Source organism: Paraburkholderia sp. UCT2 (genome assembly GCF_014397665.1).
GTDB classification, from domain to species: domain Bacteria; phylum Pseudomonadota; class Gammaproteobacteria; order Burkholderiales; family Burkholderiaceae; genus Paraburkholderia; species Paraburkholderia tuberum.
This window is the reverse complement of sequence record NZ_VZQO01000053.1, coordinates 38369-56153: the sequence shown is the minus strand read 5'-3', so window position 1 is coordinate 56153 and position 17785 is coordinate 38369. Positions and strand designations below refer to the sequence as shown.

The window sequence follows — 17785 nt, the reverse complement described above, 5'->3', positions numbered from 1 at the left end:
CTACGCGCAGGCGTGCAATGACCACGTCCGGGCGACGGCCAAGCAGGCCGAGTCCAAGGTTGGCGGGCATGCCGGCAGGCTGGGTCAGATCGACGGCCGGCCGTGCGATGCGCAAGCCGCGGTCGGGCCCCGCGCCCATCAGCGCGGCGATCTGGTTGCGCTCCAGTGCAATCGATTCATCCAGCTCGAGCAGGTCGGCCTGCGCGCTTTGCTGCTTCGATTCAGCCTGCTTGACGCCGGACTGCGTTTCCAGCCCGTTTGCGAAACGCTCCCTGAACAGCTGTGCGGATTGCGTGCGCACCTGCAGTGCCGCCTGCGCACTGTCGCGCTCGGCGAACAGACGCGCGAGGTCGGCATACGCTGCGGCGATCGACGCGGAGAGAACCATGCGGGCCTGCGCCGCATCGGCGCGCGCCGCTTCGAGTTCCGACGTGGCGGCGGCTAGCGAAGCGCGATTCTTGCCCCAGAAGTCGATTTCGTAGCTGAAGTCGAGCTCGGCGCTGCCGTAGGGGCGCCATCCGTGGGGAACGAAATCCGAGGGAATACCGTTGTTGTAGCTCTGCTTCTTCTTTTCGACCGAGCCCTGCGCGCTGACTTCGGGCAGCAGCGCCGCGCCTGCCACCTGCGCCGACGCCTCGGCGTTATGCAGCCGCGCCTGGGCGGCCGCCAGCGTCGGCTCATCCTTGAGCGCCTCTGAAATCAGGCCGTTCAGTTGCGGGTCGCGATAGCCGAGCCACCACTGGTCGGTGGGCCAGGCGGACGCGGTGCCGGCCTGCTTGCCGGAGCCCGCACTGAGACTTTCTGCCGTCTCGTACCTGCTGATGTCCTTCGTTACCGGCTTTTGCGGCATGTCAGGTAGTTGCGCGCAGGCGCCCGCCACGATGGCGAATGCGAACGCGACGGCCAGCCTCACTGGTTTGTGCTGCATCCCAACCTCGGTGCTCTCTTGCATGATCCCCTGCTCCCTCGCTCCGTTTTACAATACTGCACAGTCTAGTTATCGAAATCGGAGATGTCAACAACAAATAAACTGTACGGTTCAGGTATGGTAAAATTGCAACGTTGCAGTCGAAGGCCGGCCACGGGCGTGCCGCCGGCCATGTCATTGATCGGTCGTGCAGACCGGAGGAGCGCATCAAAGATGAGGGTGAAGACAGAAGCAAAGCGGCAGGTGATCGTTGACGCCGCGTTTGAGGTGTTCAGTGAATTGGGGTTCGAGCTTGCGTCGATGTCGGAGATTGCGGCGCGGGCAGGCGTGTCAAAGGCCACGCTCTACAACTACTTCAAGTCGAAGGACGAGATGTTCACCGAGTTCATGGGCGTCGCCGCGCTACAGGGAACAGAAGCTGCACGCGCGCAACTGAAGACCACCGTGCCGGTTCGCGACGCACTGGTGAGCTTCGGCAAGCACTGTCTGATTGCGCTGCTGACACCGCAACTGCTCGCGGTGCGCCGTCTCGCGCATCTCGAAGGTGGCCGGTCGAACGTCGGCGCTATGTTCTATGAGCGCGGGCCGAAGCCCGGCTGGCAAACGGTGACTGACTTCCTGCAGCAATTGATTGACGCCGGGAAGCTGCGCCGCTGTAACGCAGCCATCGCCACAGCGCATCTGCGCGGGCTGTATGAAGCGGAGTTGCTGGAACTCTGCCTGCTGGGGGTGCCGGCGGATACCAGTTCCCGCAACATCGCCAAAGTCGTTCAAAGAGCGGTCGACGTGTTTCTGGCCGCATATGGGCCGACGGACGGGACTGATGCCGCATAGGCAGGTGCCTGAACGGTCGCGGACCGTGGGAGACAGCAGGCGAACCGCCACCGTGTCGCCAGGTGGACGGTTCACCCTGCCTAGCGTCGGCAAAATCCGCCGTTTGCAACGCGTGACATGGGTAATCAGCCCGTTGCGGAGCCAATCGTCACGATGAATGGGCCGTGGACGGCTAGTCCGGGATCATGCCCGGATGGCGGGGTACGCCGATCGCGGTCCATGCGATCGCCGAAACCCGCAGGCACCCGGCGAAGACGCAGCGCCTCATCGAATTGCTGAGGAATTGCTGAGGAAGGTTGAGAGCAGTCTATTGCCCAACCAGCCAGGATCTCGCGGCCAGCGATTTGCCGACGTCATGAACGAATCGCCGCAAACGCCGTCGTGCATCGCATGCGCCTACGGCGATGAACAGAATCCGGATAACCGCGACGATGGCCGGGCTCCCAGGTATGGCTGCGCGGGCTGTGCAGCCACAGGGGGGTCATTTCGGAAGCTGGGTCGGGACTTGCGCCGAGGCTTGTGTCGGAGGTTGCGGAAGCTGCGGCCCACCCGGTGAAAACTGCTTCGTGGAGGGTTGTCCTGCGGACGCTGGCTGCTGCGAGGGCAATCGCTGAGGCAGATTGCTTTGCGCAAGAACGGATGTGCTGGTAAGGAATGCGAATAGTACGAAAAAAACGTCCTTTTAATTTCAATTCTCTACAGTTGGTTGTGTTGATTTTGATGCGATTAGCAGCCGCAGGCCGTATCAACGCACGGCCAGGGTCGCCTTGTAACGCCAGGATGCTGTTGCGGTACTGAAGTCGATGGGGCTACCCGACGCGACGTTGTCTGACCGGAGGGGAGCGGACGAACTATTCGCTCCGCCGTAGTTGTTGAACGCCTGTCGTTGGACTTCCACGCGGGCTAACACCGCCTGAAAGTCCATTGCATGTTGTGTAGTGGCGCTCGTGCGGTCATGGTAGCCGACCGTTTGACGCTGAACCGGTTGCGCAGCCGCTTGCTCATACGCTTGCGGACCATTGTTGTTAGCGAATGCGACGGTCGAGAACGACAGGATCGACGCGACAACAGGGACGGGGATGAAGCTCTTCGACTTTGGCATGATCAGACTCCATATCGAGCGTCGGATGCAGAGACGCGGTGTTTGGGGAACAACGGTCTGGCGAGGCATGAGTGCTGTTTGCCAGTTCGTTGGTGCCAGTTTAGTCACTTACCGTCGGCTTACAAGCATCTCCGGGGAAACGGATAGTTGCCGTCGCTGTGAGGTTGTAGCCGATTGCCCTGGAGCGGTGCGCAGTTCTTTAGTGTGTCCGGAGGCAGGGGTCGTGCGGACCATCTGAATGACGACGTGGCACATTTGCTTCGACGGTATCCAGCCGGGGCGTTACGCTAGTGGAATCAGCCGTCGAGCGTAACGCTTCAATCGAAGTTCGTTGCCAGACGCTACGTGAATATCGCAATACCTTCCGCTTGTTGTTCTGATGCCAGCGAATCGCGGTTCACACAGACCCGTTTGTCGGAGATCTCGCAACTCATAGTTGCGAGCGTCAAATGAGGGGCGCGGTTTGCTTATACTGCATCTATCTGACACACACTTCGCCATTTACGAAGGAATACTTATGGCACATCAACTTACGTTCCACGCCGGATCATCGAACACAGACGTCATTCACGACATCGTTCAGCAGGCGTTGCGCAGCGCTGCTACGGCCTCCACCACGAATGGAGCTATCGATGTGTTGGGTCAGGCGCTACTCGAGGTCGAGCGCCTCGCCGCACATCCGAGCGTCCTGACGCACTGAGCCCTCTTGCGCAATGACGAAGGCCACTCGATCACTCGTCAACTGGGGCGCTTATGACGGTTCTGTTGGCGGGTAGAGATGCCGCCATTCCCCCTTGACGCGGATCAAGCAACCGACGCGGCCCATGCTGGGGTTCAACACTCGGTGTGCCGGACCCTTGACGGACATCGGGTTGGCAACTTTTTTGCACGATCCATTGCCGGTTTCGCCTTCGTGACCATTTGCCCGCGCTTCTATAACGGCACGCTTCGGAGATCGTGACGTTCGCTTTCGCAGGGGGCAGATTTGACCTGACGTTCTTACAGGCTGGCTGGACACGTAGCGCGCCGTCCACCCAAGCTCCGTTCGACACCCTCAAGCTACAAACTAAACGCTTCGAGTCGTTCGCGCAAGATTCGCAATCGTCCCTTGCATACCTGTTAAGCGACATTCGCACGCATCGGCGACGTCCGGGAAGTATCAACAGCGAAAAACGACCGCGAAAACTAACAAGTTGGATCGGTAAATGCGAGTTCGACTAACGTTGCGAGCATTATGGCAGCCGCGTTTGCGGGAGGCGGCTCGACCTTTGCGGGGCGGTAGATTACATCGCCTGCGGCGATGCCTTGTCCGCTCAAAGCGCATATACCCGATCGTTTCGCTGTAGCAAGGCGCCAAAGCTGTTCGCCGTACTTGCAATATCGAGGGTCGCTCCACGATACCGTGGCCGTTCGTGGACTGGGTCGATCGAGCAGCGCGATCGCAACGTCGCCATTCTTGACCGGCAAACGGCTCGATCCACCCGAATCGACTATATTCCTGACCCGAGCCGTCAATTGTTGCGCGCATCCCAAATCGAGTTGGCCGACTGTGCGCTGCCATGCAGTGTCGGCCGTCACGCATTGATCCATGGCAGTACTCCCGTCAAAAGCGAGGTGGCGCTCAGCTCAGCCGTATCTTCGGCTGCACGAAGACGTTAATCCGCTCGGCAGTCCACAGCATCATGGCCTTGCCGAAACCGTGCAAAGCCTGCTGATGTTGTCGATAGAGCATGGCGTGACTGAGCTGCGCGAATCGGCCCTTGATAAACCCGCCGCGGAAGAATCCGAACTGCCCGAGCGTCCCAAAAGCGCTGTAGTCGCTCAGCGACACGAGCGCGCCGAAGTCGTGAAATGCAAAGTCGGGCAATGATCCCCCGCCGAGCCAGTCCGGCAAGTGCTTCGCGAGGTGTTGTGCCTGTTGCGTGGCGACTTGCGCCGTGGGTGCGAGAGGGCGTTCATTGCCGGCGAGCGTCAACGTCGAGCAGTCGCCGAGGGCGAATAGTGTGTCGTCGTCCTGCGCCTGCAGGGTTGGCCTGACGGTGATCTGATTGGAACGATTGCTCTCGATCCCATCCAGTTTGCCTAGAAAATCAGAGGCCTTGACGCCCGCCGCCCATACCATCAAATCCGCCGGTTGCTTGCTGCCGTCGCCCAACCGGAGTCCATCGGATTCGGCGGCGGTCACTCGCGTGCCCGTTCGTACCGAGAAGCCGATATGCCGTAACTGTGCCTCGCTGGACTCCGACACCGCCGGCGGAAATGCCGCCAGTACGCGCGGTGCGCTTTCATAAAGGGTGAGCTGCAGACGTGAGCGGATGCCGGGGTCGCCGTAACTCGACGCCACTTCGAGCAAGCGACTCAACTCCGCAGCCAGTTCGACGCCGGTCGCTCCGGCGCCGACGATAGACACGCGCAACGGGCTATTCGTCACAACGCTCCGGAATATACGGATTCGCAATGCTTCGTTGAAGACTTCAGCCTGTGCCTGGCTGTCAATGAAATGGCAATGATCAAGTACGCCTGGTGTGCCGAAGTCGTTGGCGCGACTCCCTAACGCAAGAATCAGCACATCGTATTCGACCGCGCGCGGCCCGATTACGACCTCCCCCGACGGCGAACGCAGCGCAGCCAGCTTCACGACGCGCGCATTGCGGTCCAGACCTTCCATTTCGCCTGGCTGATAGTTGAAGCCGTGGTCGCGGGCGTGGGCGAGATAGATGACCTGCTGTTGCTGGACATCGCGAGTGCCTGCCGCGATGGTGTGCAGCATGGGCTTCCAGATATGCGTTGCACTTTTGTCGATTAACGTAACCTGACCGCGGCCGCTGCGGCCAAGCGTGTTGCCCAGCCTGGTCGCGAGCAGAAGTCCAGCGATGCCGCCGCCGACGATGACGATCCGGGTCATTTGGCGCATCGTCAAATGTCTCTCTTGCATGATCTCCTACTCCCTTTCGCGTTTTACAATACTGGACAGTATAGTTATCAAGATCACCGCCCACGTCAACGAAAAGAAACTGTACGGTTCAGGTATGATAAGATCACGACATTAAAAATCGTAGGCCAGTCACGGGGCGTCGCCGCGCTGGCCACGTTGCGCGTACACCGAGATATCGGGAAACTCGACTTCGATCGGATAGGCGTCCATGCTCGTGTCTGCGCTCATTCGAGATTGCCGTGGCAGAGGTATTTGATCGACAGGTAGTCGTCCAGGCCGTACTTCGAGCCTTCGCGTCCGTAGCCCGATTCCTTGACGCCGCCGAATGGTGCCGCCTCGCTCGAGACCGCGCCTTCGTTGATGCCGACGATCCCGGCTTCGAGCGCGCGCGACACGCGGTCGATGCGCTTGACGTTCTCGCTGTAGAAATACGCGGCGAGCCCAAACGGCGTGTCGTTCGCAGCGGCAACGGCTTCGGCTTCGTTGTCGAAACGGAACAGCGGCACGATCGGACCGAAGGTTTCCTCGCTGTTCAGCTGCATTTCGGCGGTGGCGTCGGCGAGCACGGTCGGCGCATAGTAGTGCGGGCCAAGTTCCTTGAGATGCTTGCCGCCGGTCAGCACGCGCGCGCCGTGCAAGATGGCGTCGTCCACGTGGCGGGCGATCTTGTCGAGCGCGCGGTTGTTGATCATCGGGCCGATCTGCGCGGCGGGGTCCGTGGCGGGCGCCACTTTCAATGCGCCGACCCGCTCGGCCAGCATGGCGCCGAAGCGCTCATACACGCCTGTCTGTACATAGACGCGATTCGGGCACACGCAGGTCTGGCCTCCGTTGCGGAATTTCGCGGCCAGCAAGCCGGTGACGGCGGCGTCGAGGTCGGCGTCGTCGAACACGAGGAAGGGCGCGTTGCCCCCCAGTTCCAGCGAGAGTTTCTTCAGTGTCTCAGCGGATTCCCGCGCGAGATACTTGCCGACCGGCGTCGAGCCGGTGAAGGTAATCTTGCGCACGCGCGCATCGTGCAGCCAGTCGGCGACGGTGGCGACCGCGTGATCACGCGAGGCCGTGATCAGGTTCAGCACGCCCGCTGGTACACCGGCTTCATGCGCGAGCAGCACGAGCGCCGAGGCGGTGAGCGGCGTGTCTTCAGCGGGTTTGGCGACCACCGTGCAGCCGGCAGCGAGCGCCGGCGCGATCTTGCGCGCGATCATAGCCAGCGGAAAATTCCACGGCGTGATCGCCGCGACGATGCCGATCGGTTCCTTCAACGCTGTCATGCGTTTGCCGCGCTGCTGCTGCGGAATCAGATCGCCGTAGATGCGCGTGGCTTCTTCCGCGAACCATGCGACATACGAAGCGCCGTACGCCACTTCGCCTTTGCCTTCCGCGAGTGGCTTGCCCTGTTCGAGCGAAATCAGCGTGCCGAGCGCGTCCTGATTCGCGACGATCAGCGCATGCCAGCGGTGCAGTACGGCGGCCCGTTCCTTTGGCAGTCGCGCCCGCCATGAGGGCAGGGTACGCGCGGCTGCATCGGTGGCGGCGCGGGCGTCGGCGGGACTGCTGTCGGCGACTTCGGCGATGACCTCGCCGGTGGCCGGGTCGGTCACGGCAAAGCGCGCGTCGTCTTGCGCGGGCGTCCAGTCGCCGTCGATGAAGTTGTCGGAGCGAATGAGTTCGCTCAGTTCGAATGTGCGTGCCATATGGCCTCCTGTTGCCTGAACGCAATTAAACGAGTGAAGCGAATCTCGCGGCGATCGACTGACCGACTTCGGTAGTGGTCGCTTTGCCACCGAGGTCGCCGGTATGCGGGCCCTCGACCAGCGTTGCTTCGATCGCGGCGAGAATCGCGTCGTGCGCCTCGCGTTCCGTGCCCTCGTGATTGCCGAGGAAGTCGAGCATCATCGCGGCCGACCAGATCATCGCGATCGGATTGGCGATGTTCTTGCCCGCGATGTCCGGTGCCGAGCCGTGCACCGGCTCGAACAGCGAAGGAAACTTGCGGTCTGGGTTCAGATTGCCCGACGGCGCGAGACCGATCGTGCCGGTGCAGGCGGGGCCGAGATCGGACAGGATGTCGCCGAACAGATTAGTGGCCACCACCACGTCGAAGCGATCCGGGTTCAGCACGAAGCGCGCGCAGAGAATGTCGATGTGCTGCTTGTCCCACGTCACGTCGGGATAATGCGCCGCGATGCCGGCCGCGCATTTGTCCCACCACGGCATGCTGATCGCGATGCCGTTGCTCTTCGTGGCCACGGTGATCTTCTTGCGCTCGCGCCGTTGCGCGAGGTCGAACGCGAACTTCAGCACGCGCTCGCTGCCCTGCCGCGTGAACACGGATTCCTGCAGCACGAATTCGCGCTCCGTGCCTTCGAACATCACGCCGCCCACCGACGAATATTCGCCCTCGGTGTTTTCTCGCACGATCCAGAAATCGATGTCGCCCGCCTTGCGTCCCGCGAGCGGCGACGGCACGCCGGCGAAAAGCCGGGCCGGGCGCAGGTTGATGTACTGATCGAATTCGCGCCGGAACTTCAGCAGCGAGCCCCACAGCGAGATATGGTCAGGCACTGTGTCCGGCCAGCCCACCGCGCCGAACAGAATCGCGTCCGCGGACTGCAATTGGGCTTTCCAGTCGTCCGGCATCATCTTGCCGTGCTTTGCGTAGTACTCGCAGCTCGCCCATTCAATGTGCTGATATTCCAGTTCGATGCCGAAGCGTTTCTTCACCGTGTCCAGCACGCGAATGGCTTCCGGCATCACCTCGATACCGATGCCGTCGCCGGGTATGACTGCAATGCGATATTTCTTCGACATGTTGTGCTCCTCCGTTGGGCTTCTGGACGATTCGATAACGGCTATTTTATTCCTGCTGTTTGAGACTAAAATGATCGCTTTAGTTAAGCCACTGTGCACGATTCGTGTACAGTCGTGTTGGCGACCAGGCGACCAATGAATATCAACCCGTCACCCGATCTCGGCGATTTGCGTGTGTTTTGCGAAGTGGCGCGCAAATCGAGCTTCAGCGCAGCGGCAGAGGCTTTGTCGGTGTCCGCGGCGTACGTCAGTAAACGGATCAACGTGCTCGAGACTACGCTCGGTACGCGCCTGTTGCACCGTTCCACTCGCCGCGTCGCGATTACGGAAGCGGGCGAGCGTGTCTACACGTGGGCCGAAAAGATTCTCGACAATGTCGATCAACTGGTGGAAGACGTCTCTACCACGCGCCGCATTCCCGGCGGCAAGCTGCGCATTTCCAGCAGCTTCGGCTTTGGCCGCCGTTTTGTCGCGCCCGCGCTGGCGCGCTTCTCCGAGCACTATCCGCAATTGAGCGTGCGGCTCGATCTGTTCGACCGTCTCGTCGATGTGGGCGGCGAGGGCTTCGACCTCGATATTCGCATCGGCGACGAGATCGCCCCGCATCTGATTGCGAAGCGGCTCGCGTCAAATCATCGTGTACTGTGCGCTTCGCCGGAATACCTCGCGCGGCACGGCGCGCCGCGGCAACTCGCCGATCTGTCCTCGCACGCATGTCTCGCAATCAAGGAGCGCGATCATCCATTCGGTCTATGGCGCTTGACGGTGCGCGGCGAAACGGCGTCGATCAAGGTCATGGGACCATTGTCGACCAATCACGGCGAGGTGGCGGTGCAATGGGCATTGGCCGGGCGTGGCATCGTGTTGCGTTCGATGTGGGACGTGCGGCCCTTGCTCGACAGCGGCCAGTTGCAGCAGGTTCTTCCCGAAGTCGCGCAACCCGCGAACCTGTGGGCGGTGTACCCGGCGCGGCTCGCTCAGTCGGCAAAAGTGCGGGTATGCGTCGACTTTCTAAGCGAGGAATTCGCGCAATGGAGACCTCCGGCTGACGATGCGGCCGGCGTGAACATGGCCGGAGCTGCCGCGCGTTAAGCGGCAAGCTCCAGGAGATCACGGGTAAAGCACCGCCTAGTGATGGTTCTGCGAGAACAGTGCTTCGAGCGGGTAGTGACTCTTCACGAATGGCGACTTGATAATCACGTAGCTGAAGTATTTGTCGATGCCGACATCGCGCTCCAGCAGACCTTCGACGATGCTTTGATAATGGCTCACGCTGCGCGTGACGAACTTCAGCAAATAGTCATAACCGCCGCTCGCCAGATGACACTCGACGATCTCGTCGACGTCTTTGATCGCGTTCACGAACTTGATGAAGTCTTCCCGCCGATGATCGGCGAGCGTGACCTCGGTAAACACAAGCTGCACGTCGCCGAGTTTTTCGAGCTGGATCTGCGCACCGTACCCGATGATGTAGCCGGCGTTCTCCAGACGCTTGACCCGGATCAGGCACGGACTGGGCGAAAGGCCGACCGCGTCGGCAAGCTCGACGTTGGTTATGCGGCCTTCCTTCTGCAACTGGGAAAGTATGCGCAGGTCAATCCGGTCCAGCTTGCAGTCGCTACTCATCGTAACGTTGTCGCTCCGGCGAAAGGTGAAAGGGACTCGAAGGGCCCTCTACTCTAGCACGCAGTGGCATGAGTTTTGACCTTCAGCGCGGCCCGTACATCGGCTTGTCCGAGAACGTCGTCGAGGGTTTTTTCGAGGCGCTCGAACATCAGATCGAACTCCGCTTCCGTGTACGACAGCGCCGGCGCAAAGCCGAGAATGTTGTCGCCGAACGCGCGGAAAATCAGGCGGTTTTCATACGCCGCGGCGGCGATCCGTTCTGACAGTTTCAGCGACGGGTCGAATCCGGCCTTGCTGTCTTTGTCCGACACCAGCTCGAGTGCACCGAGCAGGCCGCGATGGCGCGAGTCGCCCACCAGCGGATGCGCGAGCAACGCGTCGAGGCCGCGTGCGAAGCGCGGGCCGCGGGCGACGCCGTTCGCGAGCAGGCCGCCTTCGTGATAGAGGCGCATTACCTCGAGACCGATCGCCGCGCTCACCGGATGCGCCGAGTACGTATGGCCGTGGCCGACAACCGCTTCGGCGTCGCCGTCGGCAATGCCTTGATAGATTTCGTCTGACATCAGCACGGCGCCCATCGGCGCATAGCCGGCGGTCAAGCCTTTTGCCACGGTCATCAGATCCGGCTCGACGTTCTCACCCTGGCAGGCGAATAGCGGACCGGTACGGCCGAAACCGGTGATGACTTCATCGGCGACGAACAGAATACCGAGCTGACGGCAACTGTCGCGCATCGCTTTTAGCCAGCCGACCGGCGGCACGATCACGCCGCCCGAACCCTGGATCGGTTCGCAGAAGAAGGCCGCGACGTTGTCCACGCCCAGTTCGGCCACTTTCGCTTCGAGTGCAGCCACCGAAGCGGCGATCAACGCGGCGTCGTCGGCGAAATCGTTACGGTACGCATACGGCGACGGCAGATGATGCTGGTTCGGCAACGGCAGATCAAAGTTGCGGTGAAACGCGGGCAACGCGGTGAGCCCCGCGCCCATCGTCGACGAACCGTGGTAGCCACGTTGCAGCGCGATGATGTGTTTCTTCGCCGGCCGCCCGGTTGCGTTGAAGTAGTGCGTGATGAAACGGATGGCCGAATCGACTGCATCGGACCCGCCGAGTGTGAAATACACATGTTGCAGCGAAACGGGCGACACTTCCACCAGCTTTTGTGCGAGTTCGATTGCCGGGGCCGAGCCGAAATGGAAATAGCCGGTCGCGTAGGGCAGTTTCTTCATCTGCTCGGTGGCCACATCGACAATGCTTTGCTGGCCGTAACCCACGTTCACGCACCACAGACCTGAGAAGGCGTCGAGCAGCTCGTTGCCGGCCGCGTCGCGCAGGAACGCGCCGTGGGCGGACTCGAGGACGGTGACGCCGCGCGCCTCGTGCGCGCGGTAGCTGATAACCGGGTGAATCAGATGTTTGCGGTCGGCTTCAATGAGCGAATGAATCGGCATGATGGTTTCTCGTCGCGGAAAGGGGCTGTTGACCGCTCCATACTACTGACCTACGACGATCACGTGCTCACCTAAACAACCGTCCGAAAAGCGCGTCCGACGCGTTTTGATACCTGGTCTCGGCATTTTCTGCTGCGGACGCAGAAAAGCCGCGACGGGCGGGCGTTTCAGGCAGCGGCGCGTTCAATATCCCTGTGTCCGATCAATCTGACCGACCATCGGCCGGCCTTCGCGATGGCGGCGCAGATTCTCGAGCACCACGTTGACGGCGCTCTCCGGCCGTGTCGCACTGGCAATATGGGGTGTGATACGCACACGCGGATGCGTCCACAACGGATGGCCGGAGGGCAGCGGCTCGGGATCGGTGACGTCGAGAATGGCACTGTGCAACTGGCCGCTGTCCAGCGCCATCAGCAGATCGTCCTGATTCAGATGCGGACCGCGCCCGGTTTCAATCAGCGATGCGCCGCGCGGCAGCTTCGCGAACAGTTCGGCATCGAGCAGGCCGCGTGTCGCCGGTGTGAGCGGCAACAGGCAGATCAGGATGTCGGTGCGAGCGAGAAACTTATCAAGCGCGGCTTCGCCCGCACAGCATTCGACGCCTTCGATCTCGCGCGGCGATCGGCTCCAACCTGCGCAGGCGAAACCGAATAGCCGCAACTTGTCCAGCACCGCCGTGCCCAGCACGCCGAGCCCCAGCACGCCAACGCGGCGCTCGCCGGCCGGCTTGAGCGGCAGCTCACGCCAGATCTGTTGTTGCTGAAGACCGTAGTCGAACAGATCGCGATGAATCGTCAGCACCGCTTGTGTGACGTATTCGACCATTCCTTCGATAATCCCCGGCTCGATCATCCGCACCACCGGTATATGCGCCGGCACGCCCGACAGGTCGAACTGATCGATGCCCGCGCCGACCGAGAAAACGATTTCCAGGTTCGGGAAGGTGCGGGTGGGATCTTGCGGCGGTTGCCAGGCGGCGAGGTAGCGGATCGCGGCCGGGTCGCCGAGATCGGGCCAGACGTGAAACGGCAGGTCCGGTGCTTTCTGCGCGAAGAGTCTGGCCCATTGCGCGCCACGCGCCGGGTCGGCCTTATAAAGGAAGGTCATGGTGGATCAGCAGATCGCCTGGTTGATGATGCCGTATTGCAGATAGGGGCCGCTTTTGCCCGCACCTGCAAGATCAGCCGGCGTGGCGGGTCGAACCATTTTGACGACCGTATCAACGCGCGGAACTCCCAACTGTGTCAGCCATTCGGTCAGCCCGCTCTCGCCTGGCGTATCGATGCGTACGAACACGCCTTCGTTGAGCGCCAGCCAGTGGCTGATCAACGCCTTGGCGCGGCTCGAATCCTCCGACGCGGGCGCGACCACGGGCCCGATCGCAAAGCCTGTCCCGAAGCGGCGAAACAGCGCGAAGCCGACCAGTTCGCCGTCGCGATCGAGGGCGATGCCGTCGGCGGTATTCAGCAGCGCGGGCAGGACTTCGCCCCTGTCGAGGCCGCTTGCCTGCGATGCCAGTTCGACGATCCGCGCAGTATCGCTCGACCCGAGCGGACGCAGCCGCTCCCCGGGCGGCAAGGAAACGAGCGGCGGCTGGAATGCCGCGCCTTGATGCTGGTCGAGCATGCCGACCGCGCGAAAACCGAGCTTCTCGTACAAAGGTTGCCCCGCCGGTGTGGCATGCAGAAACGTGATCCGGCTGCCGAGTTCCTCCAGCACCAGATCCATCAGCTTGCTGCCGATGCCGCGCCCTTGCTGTTCCGAGGACACGATCACCATGCCGAGCGATGCCCGGTCGGCACCGTATTTCCAGCACAACGCCGTGCCGATCACGCCGCTCGCGTCTTCCGCGACGAAACCCGCACCCAGTTGCGCGACGAAACGCCAGTCGTCCGCGCGATGCGGCCATTTGAACTCAACACTCAGCGCATGCGCGGCGGCGATATCGTCGTGGGTGAAAGGTCGATAGGTAATCGAACCGGTATTCGAATCGGACACGCCGTACTCCCTGAATGGCTGAAAGCTTACGTCGTCACTCTGTCATCCGGTGCGCGGTGTGACTAGGACGATCGTTCTATCTTTGGCACTCGAAATGGCCGAATCTCGAATCAATACAAAACGCCGCGTTTGATGGCTCATTACAGGCGCGTTCTGCTGCGCGAGGATTTTTATCGGCGACATATGCCGCGCCTACGGCTCTATGATTTTGTCATAGCGGCGGCATCTAAAGACGCGCCGAGAGAGACCGACAGCCAGTCACACAGGAAACCTTCTCATGGACAGCTTCAATCCGGACGACGTCGCGATTCGCAGCGGACATTACATCGGCGGTGAGTATGTGGATGGTGACCTGCGCAGTGGCGGGCGCTGCATCGAGGTGGCGCGGCCCTCTGACGGCGCGATCTATGCCTGCGTGCCGCTTGCGGACGCCGGGGTGGTGGATCGCGCGGTGGAGAACGCGTGGCAGGCTTTCAGAACCAGCGGTTGGGCGCGCATGGCGCCGCGTGAGCGCGCAAAGATCTTGCGTCGTTTCGCTGAACTGATCGAAGCCGATGCGTCTTATTTAGGCCGTCTGGAGGCGCTCGGCTCGACCCGCCCGATTGTTCAAGCAATGGGCTGGGACGTGCCTTTCACCGCTGAAGGCATCCGCTTCTACGCCGAATTCGCCGACAAGCTAGGCGGCGACGTGGCGGCGACCGACCATGACCACCTCGGTATGACGATCGCCGAGCCGTACGGCGTGATCGGCGCGATTGCGCCATGGAATTTCCCACTGGTGATGGCTTCGTGGAAGATCGCGCCCGCTCTCGCCGCGGGGAACGCGGTGGTGCTGAAGCCTTCGGAGATGACACCGTTCTCGGCGTTGCGGCTTGCCGAACTGGCTGTGCAAGCGGGCGTGCCGGCGGGCATCCTGAACGTGGTGCAAGGCGACGGCCGCGTCACCGGCGACGAACTGGTGCGCCATCCGAAGATCAGCAAAGTCACCTTCACGGGCTCCACGCGCACCGGCGCCGCGATCATGGCGGCGTGCGCAAACAGCGGTACGAAGCCGGTCACGTTGGAGCTGGGCGGCAAGAGTCCGCAGATCGTGTTCGCCGACGCGTCGCGTCTCGACGACGTCGCACGGCGGATCGCAGGCGCCATCACTGGTAACGCCGGTCAGGTGTGTGTGGCGGGCTCGCGGCTGCTGGTCGAGCGAACCCTTGTCGAACCGCTGGCAGAGCGCATCGGCAAGGTCTTCGCCGAGTTGAAACCGGGCGCGACCTGGACCGCAAGCACCACGTTGTCGCCAATCATCTCCGCGCCCCAGGCAGCGCGCATTGAAGCGATCGTCGGCCGCACGCTGGATGCGGGCGCGACGCTGCGCTATGGCGGCGTCAGGACCGACGGTGGCGCTCACGGCGCGTTCTACACCCCCACCTTGCTCGCGGACGTCACGGCTGATTCCGAAGCAGTACGCGAAGAGGTTTTCGGCCCGGTTCTGACGCTGCAGCCCTTCGATACCGAAGAAGAAGCGCTCGCGCTTGCGCAGCATCCCGAGTACGGGCTCGCTGCTGGCGTGCACACCGCCGACCTTGGCCGGGCGCTGCGCTTCGTGCGCGGGCTCGAGGCGGGCACGGTCTGGGTCAACCGCTACGGCCGCACCTCCGACTTCATGATCCCGACAGGAGGCTTCAAGCGCTCCGGCATCGGCAAGGACCTCGGGCGCCAGGCCTATGAGGCGAATCTGCGTTTCAAGAGCGTGCTGATCGACCTACTGGCCTGAACACCTGCCATGCGGATGGCGTGCGGCCGCAAACCGAGCAGGGAAAAGGCTTTCAGCCCGAGCGCCGCATTGTGTGCTGTCAGTGACCTCAAAACGCATGGTTTGTATCACCGGCAGTGCGCGAATCAGGAACATCTATGTTTTTGCGCTGGTTAAATCTTTTACAGGAATGAGATTTCCCTGTCGCTGGCGTTTGCGCTTTGACGCGTTACTCCGGCCCCTTGAAGTTAGTTGCTGTTTTCGCCAATGAACTCCAATGCGGGTTCCCCATCACGATAGGACTGCACCATGATCGACTTCGAACCGAAATACATCACCTTCGACTGCTACGGCACGCTCACCAAATTCCGCATGGCCGACATGACGCGCGAAATGTTTGGCCATCTGCTGAACGCCGAAGACCTCGAAAAGCTCGTCGCGTTCTATTCGGGCTATCGCCGCGACGAAGTGCTCGGTGCATGGAAGCCATATCGCGATGTGGTGGTCAACGCATTGCGCCGTGCCTGCAAGCGCATGAACGTCGAGTTCAATGAAGTGGAAGCAGAAAAGATTTATACGGCCGTGCCGACCTGGGGTCCGCATCCGGACGTGCCGGAAGGTCTCTCGCGTCTGGCGAAGAAATACAAGCTGGTGATTCTGTCGAACGCGTCGAACAACCAGATCCAGAGCAACGTCGACAAACTCGGCGCGCCGTTCCACGCGGTCTTCACGGCCGAGCAGGCGCAGTCGTACAAGCCGCGTATGCAGGGCTTCGAATACATGTTCGACCAACTGAACTGCAATCCGGAAGACGTGCTGCACGTGTCGTCGAGCCTGCGCTACGACCTGATGACTGTGCATGACATGGGAGTCAAGCACAAGGCATTCGTCAATCGCGGGCACGAGCCTTCAACGCCGTACTACCAGTACTACGAAGTCAGCGACATTCCGCATCTGGCTTCGGAACTTGGTCTGTAGGCGCCGCTTGCATACGCTGAAAACAGCCAATCCCCTCGCTCATTGCTGCGCTCAAGGACAGACCCGATGAAGCTCGATTCCTACTGGCTCGACACGGCACCGCCCTTGCTCTCGGCGTGCGAGGGTCCGCTCGAAGGTCAGACCGATGTGGTGGTAATCGGCGGCGGCTTTACCGGGCTGTCGGCGGCGCAGGCGTTGGGCAAGCGCGGCGCGTCGGTGACGGTGGTCGACGCCGGCCGCATCGGCGGTGGCGCGTCCGGGCGCAACGGAGGACAGGTCAACACTGGTGTCGCGCAGGATTTCGTCGCACTGGTCGCGCAACTCGGTCTGGAGCGGGCGAGCGCCTGCTACCGCGCGTTTTCCGATGCGGTCGACACAGTCGAGCGTCTGATCCGCGAGGAAAACATCGACTGCAACTACATCGCGACCGGCAAGCTGAAACTGGCGTCCAAGCCGCACCACCTCGCACGTCTCGAGAAAACGGCAGAGGCGATCAGGCGTGAAGTCGATACGAACATCGAACTGATCGATCGCAGCGGTATCCGCAGTGAAATCCAGTCGGACAGTTTTCACGGTGGATTGCTGCACCGGCACGGCGGCCAGATGCATATGGGCAAGTTCGTCGTCGGTCTCGCGGAGGCCGCGGTGCGCCGCGGCGCCAGGCTGTATGAAAATGCGGCGGTCACCGCGATCGTGAGAGACGGTGGCGGCTTTCGCATCACCACGGCGCGCGGCGACGTGCGCGCGAAGCAGGTGCTGATCGCAACGGGTCCGTCGCGGCATGGACCGTTCGGCTGGTACCGGCGGCGTCTCGCGCCGGTCGGTTCATTCATCGTCGTGACGGAGCCCGTGTCACCGCAGTTGCTGGCACAAGTATTCCCGAACCAGCGCGCGTACACCACCACGCGGCTGATGCACAACTACTTTCGTGTGACACCCGATTCGCGTTTGCTGTTCGGCGGCCGGGCGCGTTTCACCGCGTCCGAACGGCCGTCCGATGCGAAGAGCGGACGCATCCTGCAGGAGGGTCTCGCCGGGATGTTCCCGGCGCTGGCCAACGCCCGCATCGACTATTGCTGGGGCGGTCTGGTGGACATGAGCGCTGACCGTCTGCCGCATGCCGGGCAGCACGATGGCATCTATTTTTCGATGGGATACAGCGGCCACGGCACGCAGATGTCGACGCATATGGGTCAGGTGATGGCCGACGTAATGGATGGTCACGACGACAGAAACCCGTGGGGCGACTCCGCATGGTCTGCTATTCCGGGCCACACCGGGAAGCCCTGGTTCCTTCCGCTCGTAGGGACGTATTACCGTATCAAAGACATTTTTTATTGATTCTTCGTTGTTCCTTTTGCCATTAAAAACC

The 17785-nt window shown here is 61.7% G+C and carries 16 protein-coding genes; 6 read left to right on the top strand and 10 right to left on the bottom strand.

The annotated features are described in order from the left end of the window. The coding region (locus tag F6X39_RS30960; protein WP_262414877.1) for an efflux transporter outer membrane subunit at positions 1 to 952 on the bottom strand (952 nt) is incomplete at its 3' end. A gap of 189 nt (positions 953 to 1141) precedes the next feature. Here F6X39_RS30960 and F6X39_RS30955 point away from each other — a divergent pair. Next, complete coding sequence (locus F6X39_RS30955; RefSeq protein WP_187619394.1) at positions 1142 to 1762, top strand: TetR/AcrR family transcriptional regulator; 621 nt, start codon at positions 1142 to 1144, stop codon at positions 1760 to 1762. Positions 1763 to 2507: 745 nt separating this feature from the next. Here F6X39_RS30955 and F6X39_RS30950 read toward each other — a convergent pair. Further along, positions 2508 to 2864 (bottom strand): hypothetical protein, encoded by a 357-nt coding sequence (locus F6X39_RS30950; protein WP_187619389.1) that lies wholly within the window; start codon positions 2862 to 2864, stop codon positions 2508 to 2510. A 517-nt stretch (positions 2865 to 3381) separates the two neighbouring features. On the opposite strand from F6X39_RS30950, the gene F6X39_RS30945 reads away from it, so the two are divergent. Then, positions 3382 to 3564, top strand: a complete 183-nt coding sequence (locus tag F6X39_RS30945) for a hypothetical protein (protein WP_187619388.1) — start codon at positions 3382 to 3384, stop codon at positions 3562 to 3564. Between the two features lie 485 nt (positions 3565 to 4049). Here F6X39_RS30945 and F6X39_RS30940 read toward each other — a convergent pair whose 3' ends face one another. The 4 genes from F6X39_RS30940 to F6X39_RS30925 form a co-directional block, all read right to left on the bottom strand. Continuing rightward, positions 4050 to 4454 (bottom strand): DUF3331 domain-containing protein, encoded by a 405-nt coding sequence (locus F6X39_RS30940; RefSeq protein WP_222945365.1) that lies wholly within the window; start codon positions 4452 to 4454, stop codon positions 4050 to 4052. A gap of 31 nt (positions 4455 to 4485) precedes the next feature. Next, positions 4486 to 5778: an NAD(P)/FAD-dependent oxidoreductase gene (locus F6X39_RS30935; protein ID WP_187619392.1), complete on the bottom strand. Its 1293-nt coding sequence runs from the start codon at positions 5776 to 5778 to the stop codon at positions 4486 to 4488. A 245-nt stretch (positions 5779 to 6023) separates the two neighbouring features. After that, positions 6024 to 7496, bottom strand: coding sequence for an NAD-dependent succinate-semialdehyde dehydrogenase (locus F6X39_RS30930; protein ID WP_187619387.1), 1473 nt, complete (start codon positions 7494 to 7496; stop codon positions 6024 to 6026). A gap of 25 nt (positions 7497 to 7521) precedes the next feature. After that, positions 7522 to 8613, bottom strand: coding sequence for a tartrate dehydrogenase (locus F6X39_RS30925; RefSeq protein ID WP_187619386.1), 1092 nt, complete (start codon positions 8611 to 8613; stop codon positions 7522 to 7524). 135 nt (positions 8614 to 8748) lie between these two features. Here F6X39_RS30925 and F6X39_RS30920 point away from each other — a divergent pair, with 135 nt between their 5' ends. Beyond that, positions 8749 to 9705 carry a LysR substrate-binding domain-containing protein gene (locus F6X39_RS30920; protein ID WP_187619385.1) on the top strand — a complete coding sequence of 319 codons (957 nt, stop codon included), beginning with the start codon at positions 8749 to 8751 and terminating at the stop codon, positions 9703 to 9705. A 36-nt stretch (positions 9706 to 9741) separates the two neighbouring features. Here the strand turns inward: F6X39_RS30920 and F6X39_RS30915 are convergent, their stop codons facing one another. From F6X39_RS30915 to F6X39_RS30900, 4 genes are all read right to left on the bottom strand, one after another. Next, positions 9742 to 10239, bottom strand: coding sequence for an Lrp/AsnC family transcriptional regulator (locus tag F6X39_RS30915; protein ID WP_187619384.1), 498 nt, complete (start codon positions 10237 to 10239; stop codon positions 9742 to 9744). Positions 10240 to 10292: 53 nt separating this feature from the next. After that, positions 10293 to 11690, bottom strand: coding sequence for an aspartate aminotransferase family protein (locus tag F6X39_RS30910; RefSeq protein WP_187619383.1), 1398 nt, complete (start codon positions 11688 to 11690; stop codon positions 10293 to 10295). A 183-nt stretch (positions 11691 to 11873) separates the two neighbouring features. Further along, a complete protein-coding gene (locus F6X39_RS30905) occupies positions 11874 to 12797 on the bottom strand; it encodes a 2-hydroxyacid dehydrogenase (protein WP_187619382.1) in 924 nt (307 codons plus the stop codon). Between the two features lie 6 nt (positions 12798 to 12803). Continuing rightward, positions 12804 to 13688: a GNAT family N-acetyltransferase gene (locus F6X39_RS30900; protein ID WP_187619381.1), complete on the bottom strand. Its 885-nt coding sequence runs from the start codon at positions 13686 to 13688 to the stop codon at positions 12804 to 12806. A 277-nt stretch (positions 13689 to 13965) separates the two neighbouring features. On the opposite strand from F6X39_RS30900, the gene F6X39_RS30895 reads away from it, so the two are divergent. The 3 genes from F6X39_RS30895 (at position 13966) to F6X39_RS30885 (ending at position 17754) form a co-directional block, all read left to right on the top strand. After that, a complete protein-coding gene (locus F6X39_RS30895) occupies positions 13966 to 15456 on the top strand; it encodes an aldehyde dehydrogenase family protein (protein ID WP_187619380.1) in 1491 nt (496 codons plus the stop codon). Between the two features lie 288 nt (positions 15457 to 15744). Then, the gene (locus F6X39_RS30890; RefSeq protein ID WP_187619379.1) at positions 15745 to 16413 is read left to right on the top strand and encodes a haloacid dehalogenase type II; all 669 of its coding nucleotides are present in this window, start codon (positions 15745 to 15747) and stop codon (positions 16411 to 16413) included. A 66-nt stretch (positions 16414 to 16479) separates the two neighbouring features. Then, a complete protein-coding gene (locus F6X39_RS30885) occupies positions 16480 to 17754 on the top strand; it encodes an NAD(P)/FAD-dependent oxidoreductase (RefSeq protein WP_187619378.1) in 1275 nt (424 codons plus the stop codon). The last annotated feature ends 31 nt before the right edge of the window (positions 17755 to 17785 follow it).